At 49.6% G+C, this 19058-nt stretch carries 20 protein-coding genes; 1 reads left to right on the plus strand and 19 read right to left on the minus strand.

Annotation, left to right across the window (positions count from 1 at the left end; genetic code table 11):
• Positions 1-4 precede the first annotated feature (4 nt).
• From GSVR_RS11915 to GSVR_RS12005, 19 genes are all read right to left on the minus strand, one after another.
• Positions 5-904 carry a hypothetical protein gene (locus GSVR_RS11915; RefSeq protein WP_173202300.1) on the minus strand — a complete coding sequence of 300 codons (900 nt, stop codon included), beginning with the start codon at positions 902-904 and terminating at the stop codon, positions 5-7.
• Between the two features lie 267 nt (positions 905-1171).
• The gene (locus GSVR_RS11920) at positions 1172-2131 is read right to left on the minus strand and encodes a 5'-3' exonuclease H3TH domain-containing protein (RefSeq protein ID WP_173202301.1); all 960 of its coding nucleotides are present in this window, start codon (positions 2129-2131) and stop codon (positions 1172-1174) included.
• Positions 2132-2449: 318 nt separating this feature from the next.
• Entirely contained in the window at positions 2450-5173 is a 2724-nt protein-coding gene (locus GSVR_RS11925; RefSeq protein WP_173202302.1) for a DNA polymerase, read from the minus strand.
• A gap of 211 nt (positions 5174-5384) precedes the next feature.
• Positions 5385-6290: a hypothetical protein gene (locus tag GSVR_RS11930; protein ID WP_173202303.1), complete on the minus strand. Its 906-nt coding sequence runs from the start codon at positions 6288-6290 to the stop codon at positions 5385-5387.
• A 105-nt stretch (positions 6291-6395) separates the two neighbouring features.
• Positions 6396-7181: a hypothetical protein gene (locus GSVR_RS11935; protein WP_173202304.1), complete on the minus strand. Its 786-nt coding sequence runs from the start codon at positions 7179-7181 to the stop codon at positions 6396-6398.
• A complete protein-coding gene (locus tag GSVR_RS11940; protein ID WP_173202305.1) occupies positions 7157-7372 on the minus strand; it encodes a hypothetical protein in 216 nt (71 codons plus the stop codon). Before GSVR_RS11940 ends, GSVR_RS11935 begins: the two co-directional genes overlap by 25 nt.
• Positions 7365-7661: a hypothetical protein gene (locus tag GSVR_RS11945; RefSeq protein ID WP_173202306.1), complete on the minus strand. Its 297-nt coding sequence runs from the start codon at positions 7659-7661 to the stop codon at positions 7365-7367. The genes GSVR_RS11940 and GSVR_RS11945 overlap by 8 nt, the downstream gene beginning before the upstream one ends.
• On the minus strand, positions 7661-9028 hold the full coding sequence (locus GSVR_RS11950) for a DnaB-like helicase C-terminal domain-containing protein (protein WP_173202307.1): 1368 nt from the start codon (positions 9026-9028) through the stop codon (positions 7661-7663). The genes GSVR_RS11945 and GSVR_RS11950 overlap by 1 nt, the downstream gene beginning before the upstream one ends.
• Entirely contained in the window at positions 9018-9647 is a 630-nt protein-coding gene (locus GSVR_RS11955; RefSeq protein ID WP_173202308.1) for a hypothetical protein, read from the minus strand. Before GSVR_RS11955 ends, GSVR_RS11950 begins: the two co-directional genes overlap by 11 nt.
• A 206-nt stretch (positions 9648-9853) precedes the next feature.
• Complete coding sequence (locus GSVR_RS11960; protein WP_173202309.1) at positions 9854-11119, minus strand: DEAD/DEAH box helicase; 1266 nt, start codon at positions 11117-11119, stop codon at positions 9854-9856.
• 72 nt (positions 11120-11191) lie between these two features.
• Positions 11192-11530: a hypothetical protein gene (locus tag GSVR_RS11965; RefSeq protein WP_173202310.1), complete on the minus strand. Its 339-nt coding sequence runs from the start codon at positions 11528-11530 to the stop codon at positions 11192-11194.
• A gap of 734 nt (positions 11531-12264) precedes the next feature.
• A complete protein-coding gene (locus GSVR_RS11970) occupies positions 12265-12558 on the minus strand; it encodes a hypothetical protein (RefSeq protein ID WP_173202311.1) in 294 nt (97 codons plus the stop codon).
• A complete protein-coding gene (locus tag GSVR_RS11975) occupies positions 12558-12989 on the minus strand; it encodes a hypothetical protein (RefSeq protein ID WP_173202312.1) in 432 nt (143 codons plus the stop codon). The genes GSVR_RS11970 and GSVR_RS11975 overlap by 1 nt, the downstream gene beginning before the upstream one ends.
• Before the next feature lie 8 nt (positions 12990-12997).
• Positions 12998-13252, minus strand: coding sequence for a hypothetical protein (locus tag GSVR_RS11980; RefSeq protein ID WP_173202313.1), 255 nt, complete (start codon positions 13250-13252; stop codon positions 12998-13000).
• On the minus strand, positions 13249-13758 hold the full coding sequence (locus tag GSVR_RS11985) for a hypothetical protein (protein WP_173202314.1): 510 nt from the start codon (positions 13756-13758) through the stop codon (positions 13249-13251). Before GSVR_RS11985 ends, GSVR_RS11980 begins: the two co-directional genes overlap by 4 nt.
• 29 nt (positions 13759-13787) lie before the next feature.
• Complete coding sequence (locus GSVR_RS11990; protein WP_173202315.1) at positions 13788-13952, minus strand: hypothetical protein; 165 nt, start codon at positions 13950-13952, stop codon at positions 13788-13790.
• Positions 13953-14381: 429 nt separating this feature from the next.
• The gene (locus GSVR_RS11995; protein ID WP_173202316.1) at positions 14382-15167 is read right to left on the minus strand and encodes a hypothetical protein; all 786 of its coding nucleotides are present in this window, start codon (positions 15165-15167) and stop codon (positions 14382-14384) included.
• 550 nt (positions 15168-15717) lie between these two features.
• The gene (locus GSVR_RS12000) at positions 15718-15981 is read right to left on the minus strand and encodes a hypothetical protein (RefSeq protein WP_173202317.1); all 264 of its coding nucleotides are present in this window, start codon (positions 15979-15981) and stop codon (positions 15718-15720) included.
• Between the two features lie 623 nt (positions 15982-16604).
• Entirely contained in the window at positions 16605-17141 is a 537-nt protein-coding gene (locus tag GSVR_RS12005; protein ID WP_173202318.1) for a hypothetical protein, read from the minus strand.
• A gap of 1715 nt (positions 17142-18856) precedes the next feature.
• Between GSVR_RS12005 and GSVR_RS12010 the strand changes: the two genes are divergently transcribed.
• A complete protein-coding gene (locus GSVR_RS12010; RefSeq protein ID WP_173202319.1) occupies positions 18857-19036 on the plus strand; it encodes an AlpA family transcriptional regulator in 180 nt (59 codons plus the stop codon).
• The last annotated feature ends 22 nt before the right edge of the window (positions 19037-19058 follow it).

Below are 19058 nucleotides of genomic sequence, written 5' to 3' on the forward strand. Positions count from 1 at the left end.
CTCCTTAGTCGTCGAAGACGATATCATCATCTTCGCGGAATAGTACGTCCATACTGACCGGCTTTGCGCCAGATCCGGCAGATTTGTCTACGATCTGGGCTACTGCCGTCTTCTGCATCTGAGACTTTTTGAAGTCGTCCAAGGCCTTGACAGCGTCCTTGGCAGTCTTCATGTTTTCCCTCGCTTCAAGCTGCGGGAACGGCGACTCTTTCAAAAGTTCGAAGCTGGAAACGTAGTACGTCACGCTGCCCTGCTTCTCCATCTTGTTCGTCAGACGGGTCGGTGCGAAGAACAGCGGGAAGCTGCCGACACCCTTGAGGTAGTCTCCGAAAGAGATGAACGACTTGCCCTTCACGTACATCATGGCAGGCTTGATTTCATCACCGATACGGACCTGACACATCACGACATACTGACACGCGCACTTCTCTTTTTTGTCGATCCCTTCTGCACGGCGGGGGCACTTGCCGGAGCGGCACTCGTACTTCAGCGTGCTGCCGACCGGGATCTCGCCCTGGCCGAAGATCTGGCTGGAACAGCGCTGCTTCGGATCATCGCTGTAGTAGGCGTACTGCTGGCGGTACGCCAGCACAGTGATCTTAGGGGCCTTGCCCAGATCGATACCGATGTACTCGACCCTGATAGTGCCATCGCCTTCGGCGGAAACTTCCTTCGAGTTCTGGTTGTAAACGAAGTTGCCTTTTTTGATGCTGTTGCCGTCGCGGTCTTCCAGGTCGCAGTAGTTGACCTTGATGACCGGCACTTTCTCCCCCTTCAGGTTGGCATTCTGGCCGGTAAGAGCCAGAAGTTCTGCTTTCTCCTCGTCAGAAAACCCTGCAAAGAGGTCATCAGTGTTTACTGAGGTGGCTGTTGCGTTCTTTGCTGCGGATGTTGCTCGTGCCATTTTGAAATTTCCCTTCGTTTGAAATGTGTGTCTGAAACAAACATGAAATTGGAGGCGGGTTTGGGATGCAGCCTCAAGCACCGAGGAGACGTCTCCTCCTCATATCAATCATCTAAAATTATTTATAAGCAAATAGTTTTAACAAAATGCTCACATTTTGATCGCATGACTTTAGCGTGCGGAGCCAGTGACTGCCGTATTTTATCGAACTTTCCTTCGTTCGACTCTATAAAATATCCTACTCAATAATTATTTACCTGTCAATAATTATTTACCATAAAAAGCTAGCAGCCATTCTGGATTGTCTACGAAATCGATCCAGCCGTTATCATAGCACAGCTCCGTAAACGCGGTGGTGCGAACGGCATTCGGGGCCATCAGCCCACCATCTGCAAGCACGTCTACGGGGACGGTATTCAACCCGACTACCTGTTTCCACTGCTCTGGAGTCCACCGTAGGTTCATGAGCTGGTACCCCAGTTTCAGAACAGCCTCGCTGTCCGCCAATCCGGCCTTTGCCTTCGCGGAAAGACGGGGAACGTCGAGAGATTCCCTAGTGTCGAGGATCTCACGCAAAGAGCCGTATTTTCCCAGCAGCCTGGTAGCTCCCGTCTCCCCCAACCCATCGATGCCGGGGATATTGTCGGACGCATCGCCGGTCAGCATCTTTTTCTCGAACCACTGGTCCGGCGTCAAGCCTTTGGCCACGTAAAAGGAATTGTACGTGGACCACTGGCTTTTGGTCAGAAGCGGGATCGTCTTTGCCATCGTCTTGTAACTGCCCTGAACGGTATTTTTACGGGACAGCAGCTGGCTCCAGTCGCTGTCCTCCGACATCAGCAGGATCTGGTACTCCTGCGTGGGGAGAATGGCACACAGATACCCTGCAAGGTCGTCTGCTTCGGCCCCGAAAACCTGCAGTTTATGGACCCCCAGGACTTCCAGGCAGATCGCCAAGGTTTCGGTAGCATCCAGGAACTTCTGAAATGCGGCCCTGTCTGCATCCGACTGTTTCTCACGACGCTGCCTGCGCGCCAGCTTGTAGTCGGGAAGCAGATTTTTACGATACGCGGAGCCGCCTTCGAGCAAGATAACGGTTTTGTCTACCTTGTACGCTTGGAGAATGAGCTGCAGATTGCGTATAAAGTTCATCACCAGATTGCCGTCTTGCGCGTGGTGGTGGTAGAAGGCGCTCCCCATGAAGTCGATCAGCAGTACTCGTTTCATACGATCCCTTCCGTGTTGGTCGTGCACTTTCTCTTACCCATACCAACCGCCTCCTTTACGATACAACGTGTACTATCACTCCCCGACTTGCCCACTCAGAGAGTTTGACGCATCGTTCTTTTACGTATGAGTAGTAGTCGTTTCGCGGTTTTCCTCGCAACTCGTTTTCCAACGAATCCAAGTAGTATTGCAGTTCGTCCGCACTAAATATGTACGGAATGGGAAGGGCATAAAGGGTAGGAGAAATACCCAGTTTGTCCAGCGCTACGTAGAACTGGCTGGCGCCTACCCAGGCCCTTTCATTGTCGAGAAGGAACCTCATGCAGCTTCCTCCTCATCTTCGTTATCGTCGTAATTATCCGCGGATGTCGCAATTCCAAAGTCCTCACTAAAGGAACTCCAGTCGTACCCCCATTCAGCCGAGGCTTCCATCCTGATGTGGGGAATTACCTTTTTCCCGGAGAGCGGATCAATCAGATCAAGCGGCAGCGTAGTTAGATGCCGCAGGATGATGTCCTTGCCTTCTTGCAAGAACTCTTCTTTGATCAAGCAATAAATCGCGTCATGGATCACGTTGATGATCTTGATCGGATGATCGTACTCTTCGATTTCATCCTGCAGGTTGCAGGCGGCTATCAACAAGCCGTCAGAAGAAACGGACTGGATGGTGGCATTTTTAGCGACCCTTAACTCCTTCTCGTACACCATGCTTTCGTCTTGGGTCAGCTCTCCTACTGTTTCGCGGCGTTTGACCAGATACGGTACGTTAAGGTGTCGATTTCTGCGGCCAAGCAGCGATTGGGAATACCCATTGAGATCAACAAAAGCCTGGGTTTTATCGAGGAAGTCACGTACCCCCGCATACGTCTCAAAATACGTATCCAGAATTCCCTGTGCCATTTCGACTGATATACCTGCACCTGCGGACAAAGCGTCAGCCTGCCCGCCGTAGACGGAGAGGAACTGACACATTTTTGCGATCTGCCGTTCGTCAGGATGCTTGTCTTTGACGTCGTTCGGATGACAGTCCAGGCCGAAGATCTCCTTGGCAATGATGCCGTGGGAATCCAGGCCGGAATTGAACATCTCGATCAACTTGGGATCGCCGGAGGCGATGGTCACCCAGCGCATCTCGGCAGCACTAAGGTCGGAACCTACAAGAACCCACCCCTCCGGTGCCTTGGTGATCCGCTTGATCTTCTTGGACTCTTCGGAGTGGGCCGGTATATTCTGGTAGTTGGGATCTTTACAGCTCAGTCGTCCCGACCGAGCGCCGATGACGTTGAAGCTCGGATGAATCCATCCCTCTACCTGCTTGTCCAGGATAGAGAAGATGTACGTGTTGCGGATCTTGGACAGCTCGGAGAACCGCTTCAGCATCCCCATGAATTCAACGATTTGAGGATCTTTGGTGGTCGATTCCCATTCCTTGATGGCTCGTTTGTCTACTGCACCTTTGAGCCGCAGGTAATGCGCCTTTGTCTCCTCAGGGACAAATTCCCGTTTGCCGTTTTTAAACAACGGCCTGCCCAGGTTTTGGCCCTGCTCTTTGGCAATTTTTCGGATCAGGTTGTCCATCCGAAGAGCGGTCATGGTGGTAAGCTTGTTCTTCACGCCGGTAGCAAAGACAATCGGCATGCCGATTATGTCGAAGAACAGCACCCGCTTCTGATCGACGGAGTTGACGTTGAACTCGACCCACTTGTAGCTCTTGGTGGGTTTACCGGCAGCAAGCAGCTTTTGGATATTGCGGTCGTTGATGGCCTGCTCTGCCTGCTTCACGAAGCTGAAGCTGGACAGATCGACCCGCATCGTGGCCAACTGCTCGTCTACTTCCGCAAGGTACTTCTCGGTGTAGTCCGTATCCACCGGAGAGCCGGTGATCTCCATGCGGCTGAGAAGATACTGGAACCGCATGACCATTTTCATCGTCTCGGTCTGCTGTTCTTCGATCAGCTTCTGAGAGAAGATGTTGTAGAGGCGCATGGTGCAGTCGGCATCGGCCAAAGCATACTTGGCCAGGATGTCGAACGGGATCAAGGCATAGGAGAAGTCGCCTACCTTGAGCTTATTTTCTTTGCAATACTGCTTCTTGAACGCATCCAGGTCGGCTTCGTAATCACCCATGTCCGTGTACTGGCAGGCCAGCTCTTTCAGGCCACTGGGAGTCGTTTCGTCGCACAGGAACTTGGCGATCATCGTGTCGAAAACGTTGTGCTTGCGAACCGGGATATTCCAGTGATGCTCGATGAAGCGATTGTCGAACTTGATGTTGTGGCCGATCAGCGTTTTCGTATCGTCTGCAAACAGATCGTACAGGCCGCTCCGGATCTCGTTCCACTCCTGATCGGTCCATTTCCCGTAGAAGTCGGTCGGTATAAGGTAGCTGGAACGCGCCTTGTGGGAGAACTGAATCGTCAGAATCCGGTCTAGATTGAACCGCAAGCCTTCCGTCTCAAGGTCGTATGCAAATGCCATTACCTTCTCAGACTTAAAGTATTCGATGAACTTTCTGAACTTCTGAATGTTGTCGATGATGTTGTAGTTGACCTTGGCTTCTTCAACATGCAACTGCTTCGTGTGCATCTCGTATTTCAGAGTCGCCATGCTTTGCTGGAACGACTTTTCAACTAGCGGATCTCCGTACAACAGCTGCGCCGGATGGACGGTCGGTATGACCTTGCACTGCAAGATGTCCGACCAGAGCGCTTTGCCGTAAAACCTGGTGATGCCTTTGTAGCCCATCACCCGCTCGAATGCATCGGCTCCCATGACGATGACCGCATTGTAGCCTTTGGTTGCTACCCACTCTTTGGCCTGCTCCACGCCTGCTTTCAGATCCGCCGTTTTCGGCTTTGATTTGCTGCCCATGATATAGTCCTCAGCCGTCAGCGTGATCCGGTCAAAGTCCTGGTACTCATGCCCCCCCTTCTCGATATGCTGGTGAAGTATCGAAATCAGGCGCATATCGCTGTCTTTGATAACGCGATCCAGAATGATCGCGCATTTGGCCCCCTTTACTGCTGGAAAAAACTTCGCCACTGGTCTGCTCCTTTATATCTATTTACACATAAATAGTTTTAAATAAATAGAGGTTTACGCACCATTACCGCCGCATTAAATCTCCCCCCATCGAAGGTGCCCATGTCACCAGCACAGCACCGTGTCCTTGGTCCGGTTGTGGCGGCAGGTACTTGTCGAACAACCATGTAATTCCAGAACTCCACGTGGAAGTCAGAAACCAGTTTTGCTTTCATTTCCATCTCTTTTTCCGATTCAGAAAGCCTTCGATCTCGTCCTTGCTGAAGTCCGCCAGATCGGGGCCTTCAGGCAAGATTGCGGGAGGGATGAAATACACGTCCATCCACTGGCGCAAGGTCGGGCAGATCTCATCCATTGCCTTGATTCCCGCAGCGTCGTTATCCGGCCAGAAGACTACGTGATCGAGGCCCATTTCCAACAACAGCAAGGTCTTGTGTTCCGACCAGTTGTTGGAGCCGAAGTAGCACAAAGCTTCCGGTTCGCCCATTTTGTCCAGATAGTTGACCGCGTGAAAGATCCCCTCGCAGAGAATTGCCCTGCGTACTTTTCTGGCCTTTGCCAAATCAAACGGATAGAGCCACTCTTTGGCATTGCATTTCGAGGGGCGAAGGTACTTGGGTTTGTCATCCCCCAAGGCCCGACCGTCTACGCCGATGAATGCCCCATGCTGCGTGATCGAAAAGCAGATCCTGTTTTCGTACCTGCCGGCCGTGCATTTGATCGCCTCCAGCATCTTGAATGTAGCAGGGGAAATGCCTCGGTACTCTTCAGGGTAGATTTCCCCAGGCGGCATGACAAAACAGCCGACTCCATCTTTTGTGTAGATGGTGGCGTCCTGCTCTTTGATCCTCTTCAGGCGACTGCGGAGGGAGATGGACTGCATCTGCACGTCGTCTATCTTACCGCCCAGCAACCACGTCGTCATGCCTACCTGGGACAGAGAAAAACCGCAGGCAAAGCAATGCCCGACTTCTTTACTTAAGTTGATATTGAAGCTGGCGTTGGAATCCACACCGTCAGAATGGGTAGCCTGATTCGGACAGATGATTGCTATTTCATCACCGGTCTTTTGTACGTAACGTATGCCTTTTTCATCGAGCAGTGCCAGGATGTTCATGTTAGATACTCACTTTGTTTCTCGAGCTGAAGCGGTTTACCGAGCTTTGCAATCCCGCTGTGATAGCCGTACTGATTGACTGCATACACTATCCGGGGATTCATTTCACGTCCCTCTCAGGCTTTTGGCCAGATCTTTCAAGGTCACCGTGATCCTGTTGTCGGTAAAAGGAATGCTGATTCCTTCCGGCGCTCGACCGTACCGTTGTTCGTACTCTTGCGGGGTCAAGTGACTGACCACGATGGTCATTTTGCCATTCATGCGGCGATCATCGACCAGCCCTACGAGCTGATTGGCGGCATAGCCGTTTCCCACGAACTCGCTGCCTACCGCATACAGCATCAGGACTTCGGCATTGTGCAGCTGTTGCTCATAGGGATCGTCGACTCCGTCCCAGGAAGCCTTCTTCGCTTCCAGAACATTCGGGTACGCCGCGCAGAAGGTTCGGAGGTTTACTGCGATGGCCTCTTTGACGAGTTTGGTACCGGCGACCATGGCCCCATCGCTCTGTAGTGAGTACAGGTAAAGGGCAATCCCCTGTTCGCTCAGTTTTCGAATGTTGGGGCCCAGAATGTCGAAGTTGTCTTGGTCGGTTTTCCGTTCACAAACAGCTACTCTGTTATCGAAATACGTGACGGGTATATGAGCCGCGGCCCACCTGCGCTCAGTCATTGTCGGTTGTTGCTGACTCACCAGTCGCTCCCATAAATGCTTGTGGTACTTGGTTAAAAAGTTCGGCAATCTGAAAATTGCCTCCCGAATGTTCGGGTAGTTTTTCAAAAGCAGCCGCAGGTATGGAAACGGCAGCCGCAGATGGTCTTTGTAGTATCTGTAGTCCGTCAAGGTGTACTGACTGCCAAGCACGTTTAACGGGTTGTTTCTGTGGCGCACGGTTCGAATATCCTTTCAAAACGCTCCTTAGACATGATGTCCTCGGAACCGGAGACGCCTCTGAAGAAGTAGTCACCGATGTTCACGTCAGTAAACTTTCGTTCCCACTCCAATAAGCGCTTCCATTCTGCATCGATCTCTACGGCCTCGATGATGTTTTTCATCCGGTACGGCCCCATCTGTCTAGTCACTGATTGCTCTCCTTCTGCGGCGTTTTCTCAAGGCTACAGGAACCAAGATGTTAGGATCCCCGTAACGGTCGATATAGAACTGCTCTATCGGGTAATTGACAAGTTCAGGGTAGAGCAGCGTGTATTCCTTGCATTTGATAAGTCGTCCCTTCGGACACTTGTAAATGCAGTAGACAATATGCCTACTGCCACCCCCTTTAAGGAGAGGACAGTAGACTTTAAGGGAGGGCTTACCCTCTTCAGCACCATGAGCGGCCATAGCCAGCACATGCTCTTTGCTTTTTCGCATTAGAACTCCTGATATACGAAGCGCGACTTGTTCAGCTCCTTTATCAGCTTGAACGGCTCCGGGAATGACGGTGCGCCTTTGATTGTCAGAAAGTTTCGGATGGCTTTGAACGTGACCGTCACCGTGCCCAAGGTTTTGTCCTCTTCGGACTCCGTGAGGAAGAGGGCCAAGTCGCAATCATTGATTGCGTTGCTGACGAACCGCAGTCGCGGATCGTCGCCCTTCTTGCCCTGATCGAGCTGGGCAGGAGTAATGACGTTGGCCCCGTATTTGTGTGAGAATGTCTTCAGGTTCTTGGACTGCAGCAGGTTGTACTCCCACGAAGCAAGCTGTGCATCCGCTCTGCCGCGTGGGACCAGGAACGGGTAATCCACGATGAAGGTGGTAACGCCCTTGGTCGTTGCCAGCAAGTTCATTTTGATGAACAGGTCATCCCAATCCAGCCGCTCGTCGAAAATGTAGAACTTGTTCTGCCGCTGCGGGAAGGTCTGGAAAAGCTTCTCGAAGAAGAGTTCTTTCGGCAGCCCCTGATGCTCTTTACAGAACCGGATAACTGCTTTGCCCTCCCCTTCCCCGCAATAGAAGATCGCCTCGTAGGTACGCAGCTTCAAGGCTTCCAATGGACTCAGAGTATCGGACATGATCGCCCCCAAATCCACATCCGCGAAGTTACTCAGAATCCTGGCCCGAACCTCGGACATACCCATCTCATAACTGAAATAGGCTACAGAGCCGACTTCGTGGAGATAGTGGTGAACTCCGAACATACCGGCCAACGTACTCTTACCCATTTTGGCCGGTGCCGCGATGATCGTCAGACCACCGCGGATCAAGCCGCCCCGCATATCGATAGGCTTGACGCCGGTCGTGCGAAAATCGAATTTGACGGTCTTACCGGCTGACGCAGCCATATCAGCCTCTTCCAGCCGGTACTCTGCATTTACGAAGACCGAATCGTGCAGCTCCTTCAACCGGCCCAACGTGTTGTCTATATCTTTTGACTCGACCGCTTCGATCAGCTGCTCCGTCTTGGTCAATACGAGGCGGAACTTGTGATAGTTCCGAAGATCATTCAGTAACAACTCGCTGGTCAGCCCTTCGATATCCCGCTCCTGGATCTGGGCGAGAAGGGACAGTATGAACTTGGCCTTATCAGCGGAGGTACACTTGTCCGCTATAGCAGAGCGGAGTACGTCCCACCCCATGAACGTGCCGTTGTCCACGTAGAATTTCCTGATAATCAGGAACATCTTCCGCAGTTCGGCGTTGCCGAAGTATTCTGGACTAACAGCAACAAGAAGCTCAGGCCCTTTCTCCTCCATGAGCTTCTTGATTGCGTTGCACTCTACGTGATGGTTACCAGGCATGTGTTACCTCGGCTAGCAACGCCCGTACAATTTCGAGATAACTCACCAACGAACCGTTATTCTCGATCTGGTTAGTCCAGCCTTTGTAGGTGGCCAGGGCATTTTCGCTAGAATGCGAAGCATTGGTGATACCAGGGCAATTGGCCCTGGTTACCTTTATTCTCAGCCCTCCCAATGACTCGACACCTGCCGCTTCGTTCGGAAAGCGCATGTCAGACAGCAGGTAAAGCTTGTCTTCGCTACACTGACGGAGCGCCTTCTTGACCCAATAGTCGGGGTCCTGCGCACGACGATACTCTGTTCCCCAATACTGCATCAGCGTCCTGGGCTTGAAATACCAGTAGCCATTCGAATACCCGCCGTACTTGGCCAGGTAGTCCTTAAAAAACTGCGGCTTGCCGGGGTTGTGCCGGATACGCAGAATCGCTTCTTTGTCTTCATTGGTCCCCCACAGATTTCGGTGATGCCAGACTACATCGTTTGCATCGAGGAACCTGCCTACTTCATCTTTCAAAGGTGCTGCAAAGGAAAGTTGGATAACACCGAACTCCCGTACGGCTACCCCGGCAAACGTGTCCTTTCCTGACTGCGCTGCACCGTTAATCCCGATCACCTTCACCCAAATCCTCCTTGTGTTTAGCGCTGCCCTTGCGAGTGATTCCACACTTACGCTAACGGACGTGCCATCAATGGCTTTTGCCTCCCCAGATCAGAGGAATCGAACCTCTCTATGTCGTTCCAAACCTCGACAAACGAGCATGAGTCGAATCGGCATTGTCTTTCAATCTTATTTATATAAAAATAATTATCTATATATAAATAAAATTACATAAAAGAAAAAACGTCACTCGTTTTGAGCTGGTACCCCAGTTTCTGGTACCATCTCGTTCTGTTGGTAGCAAATCTTTTAGCAAGATCTCCTTTATCTACGAGGTCAACGATAAGTGGTGTAGGCTTCCCATCCAGCCTGCGAACTATTCTACCGGACAATTGCTCAACGAATGACTGGTTATTTGAAGGTCTTCCATTGACGAGGGCATCGAGGGCCGGAAGATCCAATCCTTTATCTGCTTTACGGACGGTCAGAATCGCGTCAATCATACCATGTGCCAGCTTGTCCCTAAGCGCCAGATCCTGGGCCAAGGTGGTGCTGCCGGTGTACAGGACGTGCTTTATGCCGCTCTTTTTCAGGTACATCGCTACCTGCTTCAAGGTGCCCACGGTAACGCCTACGGTCAAGACTTTGCGTCCCTGCTGCACCAACGAAATGGTGAGATCAGCCATGAGTTTATTTCTGGCCAAGTCTTTGCCTAAAGCACTTTGAATCTTGCCCCAATCGTCGGGGTTTTCACTGTAGAATTTGGTTTCGGTCGGTAGGAAAACAACGTCTGCTTTCAAGGCAGACTCGTCTATCATAACGATCCTCTGATCTGAAACCATATCGGTCAGCACGTCATTTGCATACCCCTTCTTCATTAGCGTAGCCGTGCAGCCAAGACGGTACTCATTATCCATCTTCATCAGGATCTCTCTGCGAGTATCAGATGCAGTGCTGTGAAACTCGTCCAGTAGCAGGCATCCATATTCCTTGCGGATTCTAAGGGTCAACTCGGGATTGGCATGGAGCAATTGAAAGGTCGCAACTGCTACGTCATCAAATAGTTTGGCGTTGCGCTCGACAATCTGCACCTGCCGTTTCCAAACTATGTCAAAGGCTGCTTGCCATTGTGTTTGCAGAGAACCCATGTCGACAAGAATCAGCACCTTGCTGCCGAGCTGCCCCGCTACCCAAGTCATCGTGACTGTCTTCCCGCACCCGCAGTCCGCTTCCAATACCCCGTATTTCTCACGAAGAGTAAACTCTAAAAGAGCGTGGGCCGGATCGACTTGATGAGGTCTAAACGTGAAGTCGGGATTCAACTCAAAAGGCTTGCTAAGAGGCAAGCCTTTCGACCTGCAGTCGATGATGTCAGTCCCTAGCAGGGTTGCTACCGCCTTCAACTTTGTTATGTTAGGGGGCAGGTAAGCAACGCCATCTTTATATCTGTAAGTTCTAATGCAGTCTGCGGCGCTGTTGTAGTGCACAAACATGCGGAGGACCTCACGTTTGAGGTCCTCCGGGAGTTGTACCTTCGCCATGTTACGAAGAACAATTGGCATTTGTTATTTTTTCAACTCGGCAACCACCGCTTTGCCGTGCTCACTTACAAACAGGCGCTGGCGGTGCCGGTAGTGCGGATCGGGGGCAGTGACGATGAGGTCCAGGCCGTCCGATTCCTTCTTGTGGTGGTTGTAAAACCTGGACAGTATCTTCACTATCCGGGAGGCGTTGCCCTGAGACATGCCCAGCTCCCCAATCAACTCTTGCGTGGTTACACCTGCCTCACCGTGTTGTACTACAGCAATAAAAAACTCAAGCCACACGGCGGGAATATCGTCCTTTCCGACAGCACGCCGCAGCGTACCAAGGGCCTTAGCAAAGGCGTACAATCTATCATCCATGTCGTTCCCCCCAAGGTATATACATGGGGATAGTTATACACCCTTAAATAGTTCTGTCAAGCTTTAGTTGACAAGCAAACTGACACACAACCTTGGCAATACTTCCCCAAGTATATGCTTTGTTCCAGGTCTGTCGGCGTTTCGAGAGTACCGGACTCAATAGCCTCTATCAACGCCACGTTGTTTACGTAGACTTCATGCTGATCGATAGAACTACCACAAATTTGGCACCTTTCCATTTAACGGCCCCCTCCCATTTGGGCCAAATCATCGAAGAATAAGGAATGGCTTTGGGGGATCAGTGCCAACACTTCGTTAGCCAGGGTTTTAATCTCCCAATAAGCACGTTTGTCTAACCCGGAGCATCAAGAAGTTCCTCACGCTTCTTGCATCAATTGCCCAAATTCAACTCGCCTCTGGTAAGCAGTGTTTGGATTAATCTTAGACACTTTCAACGTAGCAAGGGGCCTGCACGTCGGCCAGCGATCTGCAGGCGGTAAGTCCACCTGCATTTTACCGAAAGGTTTGCAATACGGTGACTTGCCAGCTCTTGCAGACACCCGCGGGAAATCCCGAATATCGAAGGTCAGCGAAATGTGTAGATTGTTGTACCATGACCGGCTGTCAAGATATGTCGCAACAGGGTCACAGTCCTTATCACCAAGCAAAAAGATTCCGTCTGCTGCCATGCTGCTGTCGCTGCGGCCCTCTTTTTCATAACTTTGCTCATTACCCTAATAGCGACACTCTGCGGGTTGTAGAGAATCAACTCTCCTCGCACGGCGCACCTCGCTGCCACTAGGAAACACCTTCGCAAACACGTAGTTTTTGAACAGCTTGCACAAGGACTCATCGCAGACATGACCGTAGTCGTTTGACAGCAACTTCTTGGCAATCATGTCGTTGCTTATACCGAACAACTTGCGCTTCTTGCTTTCCCCCAGGTCTGCAAGAAGATTTGGGTAGCCGTACATCTCTTTGATCTGAGTTCGATATTCGTCTACAAACTCACTGACGCTGACTTGCATTACAGGTTTCCCTCCCAGCGGCTGCGTATTCCATCCAGGCGGGGGCCGACCTTTACTGCTTGGCCGATCAAGATCGGCTGCAGCAGACTGACGGTGGAGGTAAAGCCTTTACGTTCCAGTCTTTCGGAGATCTGACGATAGCGATCGATGACGATGCTGTCTCCGACGTAACTCAAGTTGAACGTGTAGAAGTCGTTCTGTCGACCTGTTCTCGAATAAGACATGTAGAGAATGTGCAATTTGATACTGTTGAACGGGAATGTAGTGTCCAGATGCTGCTTGAGGATGAAGAGGTCACATAAGGCTTGGTCAGTCTTATACCGCAATGCTACGACTGAGGGAGAAGTAATGGTAAAGCTATTGACATCACTGTTGTTTTCTGCATTTGTGATTTTTCTGGATACTACCTTATTTCCGTCTTTATGTAGCACATGGCCTCCTAGAGTTTTGGTGTGATTGTATAGACTTTCTTGCCGTGAAGCATCGCACCAGTCTGAACTACTTCATCCATGCGGGTGTTGTAATACTTGTGACAAACGTAGATTCCTACACCGATACCGAGCAAAGTGAAGATCATGGCAATCAAAATACTGTTGTAACAGGAGCAAATAAAACCTTTCAATGCTGCCAGCTTATCTGACGTAGACTTCTCTTCTACAATGGGCTTGTATGTAGCCATGTCATGGACACTCATGCTGCCTCCTTTATCCTTGCGGAAACTTGTTTATATAAATCAAATACCTTATCCGCTTCTTTCTTGGCGGCAGGGTTACGGCCTCCCTTATAAAGCATCATCGCGTGTTGCATGTCCCCCTTAGCGAGAGTTCGTTTTTCGTCTAAAATACATGCAGCCACCATCAAGTCGGCGGTGTCGTAGCCGAAGCGCATTATCGCGTCCGGGGTCTGTCCCAGGCCCTTGTGGCCCTTTATGGACTTCGCAGTCCGCTTGAAACGGCTCTCGCAGTAGATGTTGCAGGCCCATAACACCGGATCAATGTTCTTGGCGGTCGCTGTGACGAACACGTCTTTGGCAAAACGTGGATCAACCTCCAACAACCATAGTGTTTTTCTTGTATCGGCCAGTCGCGGATCTTCGTGCATGATCTGTACTGGCTGCGGCAGGTTCGCCTGAAAATCATTGGCCACTGTCATGAGCCCCATTGTGCCTACTATCAGAAGAGTCAAAGTTGTTTTTATCATTCAGAATCCTTTCTCGCTCCCAGGGCGGTTTATTGGGTATTGTCCTCCCTTGGCACAAGCTGGTGTTTATATTCCTTCTCGATCAGATGTGAAACGATTGCTGACTTGTTCTTCGTGTGTAGAAAGTCCTTCAGTTTTTCCAGCTTTTCGATGACAGAGGGGGCCATCGAAAAGGTTACTATCGTAGCTGCCATTACTCCTCCCAAATCAATTTTACGCTACAGGTAGGGCAGTAGGTGAAACCGCCCAAATACTACAATCGCGGCAAGATGGTCATACATAGTGTTTCCGTTCAAGGTATCAATCTGGTGCGCTTTGTCCTTTGTTACTGTTCGATATCCCAAAACCGCTCCTTCATTTATTATCTATCATACCTTTTCACTTTTTTGCCTGTCAATAATTATTTATTTATTGATAACTATTGACAAACAAAAGCAGGGTTTCCCCTGCCCTACGGTTACTTCGGATCCCTCACGGGCTAACAAACAAGCCTCCAGTTGATCGGAGATCAACTGAAGGATGTCACATCGTGACGCCCAGAAAGCAACTGGTCGGTCCCCTTACTGAGTCGACTACTCCACTCTCAGAGTGTCCGTGCCCCCTTCTGACGGGAAGCATTTACCTCACTTTCTCAGCCTTGCTCTCATCATTCCGTACACCACACCTTTAAGATACTCAGGGGAAACCTGCGATTTCGGTCCAGCCAGGTCCATCAGTTCCCTGAGATCATCGTCCAGGTCGAGCTTCTCAACGCGAATCTTGAGCTTAGGCTCTTCGACCGGACTCGCTTGTGCTTCCTGAGCTGGCAGGAAAGGCGGCTGCGCCTCGACCGGAGCTGCGACCTCAGGGATTGGAACACTCTTCACAGAACAGGCTGGGCACAATTTCAGTTTAGACCCGGGTCGATACTGCGTAACGCCCGAATCCTCCGGTACGAACATCTGCGCCCTGGTTGGAACACCGTCTCTGTAACTGATCGGCCTACGCCCCTTCAGCTCCTTACCGCACCCGTAACATGTCACGCTCCAGTTAATGTAAGCGCCGGTCGCGTCTTTGATGATCGGCTTGCCTTCGTAGGTCGTGATTTCGGGGCGGTTGATACTCTGCTGTCGCGCACGCTCAAAAGCAACGTGTATAGCATCGGCAAAGTCTTTTGGATCGACTCCAGGAAATTCATCGTAGACGTGCAGCTTCTTATGAAAGGTAAGCGCCTTCCCGTCTGTCTCGGTATTGTCAGGCAAGCGAATAGTGCCTTCGGAGGCCAGCTTGTAGCCTTGCAGTCGAACGATATTCTGGTGCATACCCAGCATAACGTCTTCGAAGTTATCTACGTTGACATCACTTGGAATAGCTACATAATAGGAGTTTCCTTCTTTGTCCACCAGCCGCCTGAATAATTCACGAGCCACGACGCTGCCTCCTAAAAAGATTTTCTTAAAAGACTAGCACCGAGTCTACGAACAGACAAGTAGAAAATGTTTAATCGGCAGTCCCTTTGCAAGTTGGGCACATGGTAAAAAGTACGATATTCTTGCCTGTTGTGAACTTGTAGCTGAGATCTCCGGTGCGTTTACAGCTCTTCGAGATATCCTTTTTTACATAACAACATGATCAAAAAGTTTTATATACAAATTATTATTTACAAACAAATAAACAAATAAACAAAAGCTACCTTAGGACCATGTCGTGGGGAAAATCCAAACTTTTTTGTCTGCAGCACAGTTTGTGAGAGCAATTTTGAGAGAGAAGAAATACTGCATCAGCTCATGCCATCTCTCTTTCGAGTAGTCCTGTAGTAGCCTCTTTGCTTGCCAACCCTAATCTCTTTCAAGGCTAAGTCTACGAAAGATCCGCAACACTTAACTGATCGGGTGTTTACACTACCAAGCATTGCTGAAATTTTGCAGGATAGAGTCATGCTGGCCACGATAGGTCTTTGTCGTCTTCAATTTCCTGATACTAGTCGGCTACTCTTTCGCCTGTTTCCGGCAGATCGCAAAGCACATCTCCGCCATCGAACAAGAAAGTAAAGGTGTTCTCTCCATCCAGGTCTATAGCACCCATACCGAGTGAGTTGTATTCATCCAACAGGATACGGAAATCTTTTAGCTTGCTACAGCCACGGCTGCATTTTGTCTTGTCTACGTGCATATGCTCACACCCGAATCTTTCGTGGCATGGGGAAACAATAAGGTCGGCGTAAGCGCTGTAATTCATGGACATCTCAGCTAATCTCCTTTCTTCCTGTTTTGGTTATTTTCTACTGGAGTACTATAACTAGGTGCCTTGGACGTGGCATTTCACGCAGGCACCTTGCCCGGCGAACATCTACAAGAGAGATGAAAATACACCTTTGGGCCGCTGATCTCTTGCCGTGTCGCTTCGGCGTTGGAGGGAACGTCATTCAACGGCCCAAGCTAATGCCCTATAAGCTGCTGTCCTTGAGACCGGTCGAGTTTTTGCCGACTTCGGGAGCACCACGGGTAAACGGAAGAACCAACAGTAACGATCTGAGTCATTTCGAATCTCCTTTTTTAATTACGCCGCGGGACGGACAAGATTATTTCACTTGCAAATAAATATTTACATACAAATACATCTAGACACACAATGGCCTTCTTCATGCATTACAGGTGAGGCAAGTTTTTTTTGCATTTGCACCCTGACACGCACATAGTCATACCTCCTCCCATTACTGCTCTTGTGTAGGAGGACGCAGGCACCTCATCACGTACCTGATGACTTGTCAGTCATAACGTAGGGCTCTGGCCCCCTTAGTGTCATGCTTTTATTTTATACTTCTACCTAGTATCGATATTGTAGTTTTCCTTTCGAGTGGTGACATGTTACCGAGCAAACCGAGACACAGGCATATTCTGCATTCTTCCTAGCGGAGTCATAAAGGTGCCGATGTTGTTTTTAACAGCAGGCTTACTTAGACTTTCTCGCTTTGACGCACGAGCCATCAACAATCCGCACTCAACAGCTTCGTCCCATATCTGCTGGAGTTGTTCTACTACCGGCACAGGGAGTCTACTTCTTGCCACATCACATAGCCACAGCTTACAAAGCAGGGATTTTACGCGACAGCCAGTCTGATCGTTCAGATGTCGGCATCGGATGCAGCACCCTTTCTTGCTTGCTGCAAACAGGCCTGCATTCGGGTCCCAGCCGCAGGTATTATGCTGTTCCAGAAGGGACTTTGCCCGGTCATACATTTGATCGTACATTGCGCTGGTTGACATGATTTCTCCTAGTTTAGCTTGCATATCGGTGGCAGCAGTTCCTATGCTGCCATCCCTGCCCTTACTGTTCTCTACAAACCGAAGTGCATACTCACGAGGGACCTGGCGGGTACTTGAAACGACAATCGCACGTTCCACTCTCCCCCACCTATCCAACCTCCCGTAATGTCAACAAATCCCCGAATCTCTTCTACATGAACCAACAGCCTTCCATAGCAGTTTTATTTTACATAAAGATAGCTATATATATATAAATAATTTAAGTCAAGAAAAAACAAATTACCACGTCTACACAGACTGTAGTGTTGGTATCCTACGCCGCGATACGTTGGTTGACTCGGTCTTTCGCGGGTCAATTGCATAGCACAGTGTAGTAGTCGCGTTCGTCCTTCCGCGGCTACGGCGTGGAGATCCATTTTAAAAAATCAAAGGCTGCTGCATTGCTCTCAGTAAAGAAGATACCAATTCATTGCGCATTGGGGAGGGACGAAATGAAAGCACGTGTAATCATGGAAGACCGTTTTGTTATGACGGCATAAAACGAAACTGAAATTTTGGCCCTGCATAGCGGATGAGGCAGGCCGTGGCTTAAAGGGAGGACATCATGCGAAGAAAGAAATGCCACTACTGTGACAACCATATCGACGTGGAGAATTACTATGCTCCCCTTGCGGGTGTGGCAGGAAGAATACAGAAAAGACAATCAAGACGATGTAATCAGCCTGGATGATCTCGGAGCAGTGTTCAAGGCAGGCTACTTTCCTTGCAATGTTCGATCGCCTGAAAATAGAGCGAAGAGAAGCGTGCACTGGCGTATGCGGAATGGAGGCACTACTATGCGATTGTTGAAATCTGATGCGTAAGGACACTATAGATGATCTGGTAGCTCTGGCAGAAACGATTACCGACATAGGGTTGGAGTTTATTGCCGTACAGCAGACTACGTTGCCGCCTCAAAATCTATGGACAAAAAAAACCATGAGCCTTAGTACTCCGCAGGCTTGACTACATAATTCACGAGGTACCCAGCTAGAACAAGAACGTAGCAGTTCCATTAAAAGCGGCTGCTACGCTCTATTCTAGACGCAAGACGAATAGTTTTATGTCAAAGATAGCGCCTCCTTTTGATGTTTTATAGACTCCGAAATTCTGTCCAAGACTATATGTATCTGGTCTACTGTTGCCTGCTCCCAGTCCAAATACACGTCTCCCAGTAAAACATATGCACCTGCATACATCTCCATTGTTTCCCCTCTGCAGTTCATTGCGACGTACATTTTGCTTCTCCTTTTCACAGTTTTTGAGGATCGTTTACTAGAAGAATTGGTACGACCATAGTAGTCTCAATAAATCACACTGAATTTGACTTGTAAACATAATTTTCTATTTTTTTTTAAATAATGAATACCAACTTATGTGTAAAAAACCAATGAGGATTCTGGAGGCAATCCAGGTGAAATTTTACTCTTGACAACTCATTTACGAAGAAATACTATTTATATACAAATAATTATGGAGACACAAATATGTATTTATTGATCGAAGTTCCAGCCGCGGGTATGGATTGTCTGGACTGCTTGTTCGAATCGACTACGGTAGAGGAAGGTATCGCGATAGGCTGGTGTGAAGCATTTCAGCAGATGACTGAGCTTGGTAAACGGTGTGAGAGGTGCCTTGCTAGCGAGGTAGAGGAAGTATCAACTGAAGCCCTCTAAAAAATGACAAACGCGCCCCGCACTCTCGACAAAAACGGTTTAAATTTTCCAACGAACATGGTTCTAGGGTAGCATATTTTTAAGTACTTGCCAATAATTATTTATATGTAAATAAAAATAATTTCAAAGGAGCTGCACATGGCTGTAGAAGCAGAGTTTTTCACCGTTCAGGAAATCATTGTGAAGTACAAACTGTCGGAGAGTACCATCTACCGAAAAGAGAAGGCCGGTACATTTCCCAAGAAGGTGAAGCTGAGTGAGCGCCGGGTAGGTTTTCGAGCGCATGAGGTGCTTGCTTGGGCGGCGGCTTTGAATTGATTCGAAGGCCAAACGAGAAACG

This window comes from Geobacter sp. SVR, from assembly GCF_016865365.1.
Classification (GTDB): Bacteria; Desulfobacterota; Desulfuromonadia; order Geobacterales; family Pseudopelobacteraceae; genus Pelotalea.